The following is a 6,568-nucleotide window of genomic DNA, read 5'->3' as shown; positions in this document are numbered from 1 at the left end:
CGTTTGGAACGCTAAGGGAGAAGATATTTTGAACAAAATACAGCGAGCCCGCGCGGCAATGACCACGCAGGCATGAGAGAAGTTAATTTTGAGACGGTACACTAGAATGTCGGAATAACTTCGACACTCCTCCCTGATTTTATAAGCTATCAGCTCAGGATTGACCTCTGCAAGCAGTGGCGGAGATATGGCGAGCATCAGAGGCAAGCACAAAGGTATTTTCAACACGGCCACCACTGACTGAAAGCATTGAGCCATCATGCCCCCAGCCGGGAATTTTTCCTAGAAATTTCCTTGACGCAATGCATAAGAAGGGACGACCCCTAACCCCTTTGCCTACCCCCTCGCCTTGATGACCCCACGCACACAGAAATAGCCCTGCCCCTTGAGCGTCAAGAAAACTCTACAGAGCGGTTGGGTAGCGTCCAGCCCACAGCAGGCACGTAGCTCAGTTGGTTAGAAGCTTGCCATTGTGAGGCCACGAACAATGAGCACCACCTTAACAAGAAGGTGATCAGGCCATACAGATCAGTAGGTTAGGTATGGTCGTTCACATTTACTCGTGTGAATGCCACTGTGAATGAGGTGTGAACGTTCGTGTGAACGACGATTTGAACGAGAACGGACGTTCCCATTGCGGTGTGTGAACGATGCCTATAGATTGTGAACGTTTTCTCAAGGAACAAAAAAGGGGAACCCTTTCGGATTCCCCCTCTCGACCGCCCAGCAGAGCGGATTTGTTTGGTAGGCGCGATTGGACTCGAACCAACGACCCCCACCATGTCAAGGTGGTGCTCTAACCAACTGAGCTACGTGCCTGCTGTGGGTTGGCATTCTACGGATATCCAGATGCCTGTCAATGCATTTTTAACCTAAGCCCATGAATTACAGCGTTTTTTGCAGGAAATCAGGCCGGAGCTGTTTTTCTCTGTTGCTGGTAGCGGCTCCGTATCTCGGGTACGATCAGCGCCATCGTCAAGAATATTAAACGGAGTCTCAGGATGGCGAACACGCCCTACCCTCAATCCTATTACGCAGCTTCGGCCAATCCTGTACCGGAACGTCCCGCCTTGCAAGGCGAGGTCGAGACTGACGTGTGTGTCATCGGGGCTGGCTATACAGGCCTGTCCAGCGCGCTGTTTCTGCTGGAAAACGGCTTTCGGGTCACGGTGCTGGAAGCCGCGAAGGTCGGGTTTGGCGCGTCGGGCCGTAACGGCGGGCAGATCGTCAACAGTTACAGCCGTGACATCGACGTGATCGAGCGCACCGTCGGGCCGCGCCAGGCGCAGTTGCTGGGGCAGATGGCATTTGAGGGTGCGGCCATCATTCGTGACCGGGTTTCCCGCTATGGCATTCAGTGCGACCTGAAGGACGGCGGTGTGTTTGCGGCGCTGACCAGCAAGCAACTGGCGCACCTGGAAGCCCAGCAACGGCTCTGGGAACGCTACGGCCATAGCCACCTGGAATTGATGGACAAGCGCCGGATCAACGAAGTTGTGGCCTGCGATCAATACATCGGTGGTCTGCTGGACATGACCGGCGGCCATATTCACCCGCTCAATCTGGCGCTGGGCGAAGCGGCTGCCGTCGAAACACTGGGCGGCACTATTTATGAGCAATCGGCGGCCATTCGCATCGAGCGTGGCGCCAACCCGGTGGTTCACACCGCGCAGGGTAAAGTCAGGGCCAGGTTCATTATTGTGGCGGGCAACGCCTATCTGGGTAACCTGGTGCCGGAACTGGCGGCAAAATCGATGCCGTGCGGCACTCAGGTGATTACCACCGAGCCGCTGAGCGATGAGCTGGCCAAAACACTCCTGCCGCAGGACTACTGCGTCGAAGACTGTAACTACCTGCTCGATTACTACCGCCTCAGCGCCGACAAGCGCCTGATATACGGTGGCGGCGTGGTGTATGGCGCACGAGATCCGGCTAACATCGAAGCCATCATTCGTCCGAAAATGCTCAAGGCATTCCCGCAACTCAAGGACGTGAAGATCGACTACGCGTGGACCGGCAACTTCCTGCTGACCCTGTCTCGCCTGCCGCAGGTTGGCAGGCTTGGCGACAACATCTATTACTCGCAGGGTTGCAGCGGGCATGGCGTGACGTACACGCATCTGGCTGGCAAGGTGCTGGCCGAAGCCCTGCGCGGGCAGGCCGAACGTTTCGATGCGTTCGCCGACCTGCCTCATTACCCGTTCCCCGGCGGGCAGATGCTGCGCACGCCGCTCACGGCGCTGGGTGCCTGGTATTACAGCTTGCGTGACCGTTTGGGTTTCTAGACTCGACTCGGGTCGCAGGTACTAAACAACGGCACCTTCATGGGTGCCGTTTTCATCAACGCCGCGTTGATTTCATTTAACGCTTCGTTCCAGAGTCCTTTGCGCCTCGCCGGCCGCCTGCTCCTGTCCTGCTTTCGCCAGTGCGTCGACCGCCTGCAACCAACGCTGCTGATCGACCCCGGCAGGCAACTGTCGAGGCGACTGAACCAGCACCGCCCAGCTGCCTGCGTCTTTCCAGGCAGACGTGAAGCTGCTGAAGCTCATCGAATAACGACGGTCCATTCCCGCATTCAGCAAAACGGTTTCCTTGACCCGGTTGTAACCGATCAACACGCCATAGCGCGGTCCTTTCCAGAGAACAGAACCCTGCGCAAACCGCAGCATCACCGGATACCCCGCCGACACTTGAGTCAGCAGATCCTGCAGTTCACCACCCAGCGGGTAGACCATAAAGCCGTATTCGCGCGCGACGTTCTGCATGTTCTGCTCTAAACGACCTTCGGCACCCGGCAGTTGCAGCGGTTTGTCGAGCAGGCCGGGGGTGGTCTGCACTTGCTGGTTGGCCAGCATGCTTGCCAGCGCGCCGGGCCCACTCTGATAGGCATTGCCGCGAAAGAACGGCACCGAGGTCAGTTCGACCCGGTCCGGCAGGCGTTTGATCTGGGGCGTCACCATCGATGAGCAGCCGGCAAGGCCGGCGATAAAGGCCAAAACCAGCCACGGACGCCTGGCGCTGGTAATAACGCCAAAAAGAGAAACCGACAACATGCTCACTCACTTCAACTGATGCCGAGCAACCCGCGACCCGGCCTGAGTGCCGATCATAGAGCCGTCGGCGATCGGGGTATAGCGTTGTGCAGCAGTCCGCCGGTGTTCATAGCACAAATCGTTCATAGCCCGATGCCATTGGTCAACTAATCGAAACATGCTTCGTACTAGACTGTCAGTTATCAAGACCGCGAGAAAAGCAGGAATTGGGAGGCACTTATGAGCCTGGAACTGACAATAGTGATGCTGATCGCTTCGTGGCTGGCAGTGGCCAGTGCGATGCTCTGGGGCGTCATGCGTGTTTCGCGTCGTTATCACCCACGCGGTGTCGAGCCGCCTGCACCACAGCGGCCGGTCGTGGCAAAGCCTGTGAAGGCTCAGGCTGCAGTCGCCAGTTGAACCTCGCCTGCCGACTGGCGTGCACTTGTACCAAACGTGGAATGCAAAACGGTCGACCCGGGCAGCCGGGTCGACCGTTTTTTCTTCAGTGAAACCGTTTATCAGTGAGCGGATGCCTGAGCAGCGGCAGCCTTTTTGCGTCTTGCCTTGCGCACCAGCATGTTCAGGCCTTCAATGGCTGCCGAGAACGTCATGGCAGCGTAGATGTAGCCCTTCGGTACGTGGGCGCCAAAACCTTCGGCGATCAGCGTCATACCGATCATGATCAAAAAGCCCAGTGCCAGCATGACCACAGTCGGGTTGTCGTTGATGAACTTCGCCAGCGGGTTGGCGGCAACCAGCATCACGATCACAGCGGACACCACGGCGATGATCATGATAGGCAGGTGTTCGGTCATGCCTACGGCAGTAATGATACTGTCGATGGAGAACACCAGGTCCAGCATCAGGATCTGCACAATGGCCGCGCCCATGCTCAATGCCACAACCGAACCCAAGGCCTTCTCTTCATCGGTCTTGATGTCCATGCTGTGATGGATTTCAGTGGTTGCCTTCCAGACCAGGAACAGACCACCGGCGATCAGGATCATGTCCTTCCACGAGAACGCCTGGTTGAACACCTCGAACACAGGCTCTGTCAGCTGGACGATGTACGCAACGGTACTGAGCAAGCCCAGGCGCATCACCAGAGCCATGCCAATACCCAGCTTACGAGCCTTTTCGCGCTGATGTTCCGGAAGCTTGTTGGTGATGATAGAAATGAAAATAAGGTTGTCGATGCCCAGCACGACTTCCATCACCACCAGTGTCGCCAAGGCGATCCAGGCTGCGGGACTTGTCGCAAGTTCCAATAGGTATTCCATAGATCACTGCCCTGCCTGAGCCAATAGTTGTGGGTTAAATGTCTTTATCTGACTTTTTTTCGGTTTCAGCCGAGCTTTGTGTTGGCTCTTGTCCCGAAAGTTCCTGTTTGGCCTCATCAAGCGCTTGGGTCGCGGCCTGATGCGTGTCATCAATCGCCTGTTTGGCGGTGTTGGCTGCGGTACCCAGCACCTGTTTAGTGGACGACTCTATCTGATCGCATCCTGCCATTACCAGCAGCGAACAGCTCAACAGCGCAGCGTAAATGGATTTATTCATGGGCTCCTCGATAAGACAGGGCCAGACGGTGTGTCCAGTCCGGCGTTGAGGCGGATTCTAGACATTTTGAAACATAAGGAAAATTCGATTTTATGGGGCGTATACTTCGGTTTTAACGAATCGGCGATCAGTATGCTCAATTACCGACAACTGCACTATTTCTGGGTAGTGGCCAAGACCGGGAGCATTGTGCGCGCCTGCGAACAGCTGAACCTGACAGCGCAAACCGTCAGCGGGCAGATCAGCCTGCTGGAAGCGGCGCTGGGGGTCGATCTGTTCCAGCGCGTCGGGCGCCGGCTGGAAATGACCGAAGCCGGTCGCCTCGCCCTGCCCTACGCCGAACAGATGTTTCAGCTGGGCGATGAACTGGAAAGCCTGCTGCGTTCGCAACCTGACGAGCAGCAACTGCTGTTGCGCATCGGCGTTGCCGACGTGGTGCCCAAATCCATCGTCTACAGGCTGATTGCACCGACCATGGACCTTGCGGAACCCATTCGCATCACTTGCCGCGAAGACAAACTCGAACGGCTGTTGGCTGACCTGGCCATCCAGCGTCTGGACCTGGTGATCTCGGACAGCCCCATGCCGCCGCACCTGGACATCAAGGGCTACAGTCAAAAGCTGGGGGAATGCGGGGTCACTTTTTTCGCGACCCGTGAAGTGGCCGAGCGCGTCGGGAACGACTTCCCGCAGTGCATGCACAGCGCACCGCTGTTGATTCCGGGGCAGGAAACCGTGGTCCGGGGCAGACTAATGCGCTGGTTTGCCGAGCAGAAAATTCAACCACGCATCATTGGCGAGTTCGATGACAGTGCGCTGATGAAGGCTTTCGGCAAATCCGGCAGTGGCATCTTTGTCGCGCCCAGCGTTATCGCCGACGAAGTACAGAGCCAGTACGGCGTGCAGGTGATTGGCCAGACCGACGCGGTGACGGAGTCTTTTTACGCCATCACCGTGGAGCGCAAGGTCAGGCACCCAGGCGTTGTCGCCATTGCCGAAAGTGCCCGAAATCAGCTGTTTACCGATGCAGGCTAGGCCGCGAGCGGGCCGGGATCACGCTTGATCAGCAAAAGCGCCAGCACAATGGCCAGAACAATGATGCCCGCAGCGGCGAAACCGACGTTACCCAGCCCCAGATGATCAATGACTCTGCCACCGATGAACGCTCCGATGCCGATGCCCAGGTTCGCCCCGGCGATGTTCAGCGAGGCAGCGAAAGCAGGCGCCTGGGGTGCGGCCTTGATCAGCCGCACGTGACTGACCAGAAACAGCGCCGCCTGGGTGATGCCCCATACCGCCAGCGCGAGTGGCAAGGCAAACACCGAATGAATGCTCGGCACCACGGCCGTCATGCCGACCACCATGAAGGCGCAGAACACCAGGCTGGCCATCAACGGATGCCGATCGACCATGCGCCCGCCCAGCGAGTTGCCGAGCAAACCGACCGCACCAAAGCCCATCAGGCACCAGCCCACCAGATTGCCGTCGAACCCGGCCAGCCGCTCGAGCATGTCTGCCAGGTAGGTATAGGCCGTGAACATACCGCTGAACACCAGAACCGACAGCAGCACATGCCCCTGCATCATCGGGCTGCGCAAAATGCCGAATTGCTTGAGGATTGAAACCGGTTTTTTCTTTGCGGCCGTCGGTGGCAGATACACTGCCAGCAACAGCGCCTTGGCAAAGGCCAGCCCGGACAGCACGAAGAACGCACTGCGCCAGCCGAACGCATCCGAAATCAGGGTACCAACGGGGATGCCGAACACCGTGGCGCAGACAATCCCGAAACCGATGCGGGCAATCGCCCGCCCGGCGAACTCCGGTCCGACGATGTCCACGGCGGTTTCGCTGGCCAGCGCCCAGAACACCGGCAGCCCTAGGGTCTGTTCCCGTTTCGACGTAACCTATTGATCCCTATGAGAACAGGCCCGTATTGTTGGAGTTCTCACACAACACCAATACGAGCCTGCAATGCC

At 57.7% G+C, this 6,568-nt stretch carries 6 protein-coding genes, 1 tRNA gene and 1 pseudogene; 3 read left to right on the top strand and 5 right to left on the bottom strand.

What is annotated here, in order from left to right; genetic code table 11:
• Positions 1-742: 742 nt before the first annotated feature.
• Positions 743-819, bottom strand: a tRNA-Val gene (locus DW49_RS0109955).
• 182 nt (positions 820-1,001) lie between these two features.
• Between DW49_RS0109955 and DW49_RS0109950 the strand changes: the two genes are divergently transcribed.
• The gene (locus tag DW49_RS0109950; protein WP_005618432.1) at positions 1,002-2,285 is read left to right on the top strand and encodes an NAD(P)/FAD-dependent oxidoreductase; all 1,284 of its coding nucleotides are present in this window, start codon (positions 1,002-1,004) and stop codon (positions 2,283-2,285) included.
• A 72-nt stretch (positions 2,286-2,357) separates the two neighbouring features.
• On the opposite strand, the gene DW49_RS0109945 is transcribed toward DW49_RS0109950, so the two are convergent.
• Positions 2,358-3,053: a peptidase C39 family protein gene (locus tag DW49_RS0109945; protein WP_024420342.1), complete on the bottom strand. Its 696-nt coding sequence runs from the start codon at positions 3,051-3,053 to the stop codon at positions 2,358-2,360.
• A 219-nt stretch (positions 3,054-3,272) separates the two neighbouring features.
• On the opposite strand from DW49_RS0109945, the gene DW49_RS0109940 reads away from it, so the two are divergent.
• Positions 3,273-3,452, top strand: coding sequence for a hypothetical protein (locus DW49_RS0109940; protein ID WP_005737762.1), 180 nt, complete (start codon positions 3,273-3,275; stop codon positions 3,450-3,452).
• 101 nt (positions 3,453-3,553) lie between these two features.
• Here the strand turns inward: DW49_RS0109940 and DW49_RS0109935 are convergent, their stop codons facing one another.
• On the bottom strand, positions 3,554-4,315 hold the full coding sequence (locus tag DW49_RS0109935) for a TerC family protein (RefSeq protein WP_017708170.1): 762 nt from the start codon (positions 4,313-4,315) through the stop codon (positions 3,554-3,556).
• Between the two features lie 34 nt (positions 4,316-4,349).
• Positions 4,350-4,592: a hypothetical protein gene (locus tag DW49_RS0109930; protein WP_005618436.1), complete on the bottom strand. Its 243-nt coding sequence runs from the start codon at positions 4,590-4,592 to the stop codon at positions 4,350-4,352.
• A 132-nt stretch (positions 4,593-4,724) separates the two neighbouring features.
• Here DW49_RS0109930 and nhaR point away from each other — a divergent pair, with 132 nt between their 5' ends.
• A complete protein-coding gene (nhaR, locus tag DW49_RS0109925) occupies positions 4,725-5,627 on the top strand; it encodes a transcriptional activator NhaR (RefSeq protein ID WP_024420339.1) in 903 nt (300 codons plus the stop codon).
• On the opposite strand, the pseudogene DW49_RS0109920 reads toward nhaR, so the two are convergent.
• Positions 5,624-6,472 (bottom strand): annotated as a pseudogene (locus tag DW49_RS0109920) (MFS transporter); the annotation flags it as partial. The gene nhaR and the pseudogene DW49_RS0109920 sit on opposite strands and share 4 nt — an antisense overlap.
• Between the last annotated feature and the right edge of the window lie 96 nt (positions 6,473-6,568).

The sequence above is a fragment of the Pseudomonas avellanae BPIC 631 genome (assembly GCF_000444135.1).
Lineage (GTDB): Bacteria > Pseudomonadota > Gammaproteobacteria > Pseudomonadales > Pseudomonadaceae > Aquipseudomonas > Aquipseudomonas avellanae.
This window is presented reverse-complemented; position numbering and strand designations above follow the sequence as displayed.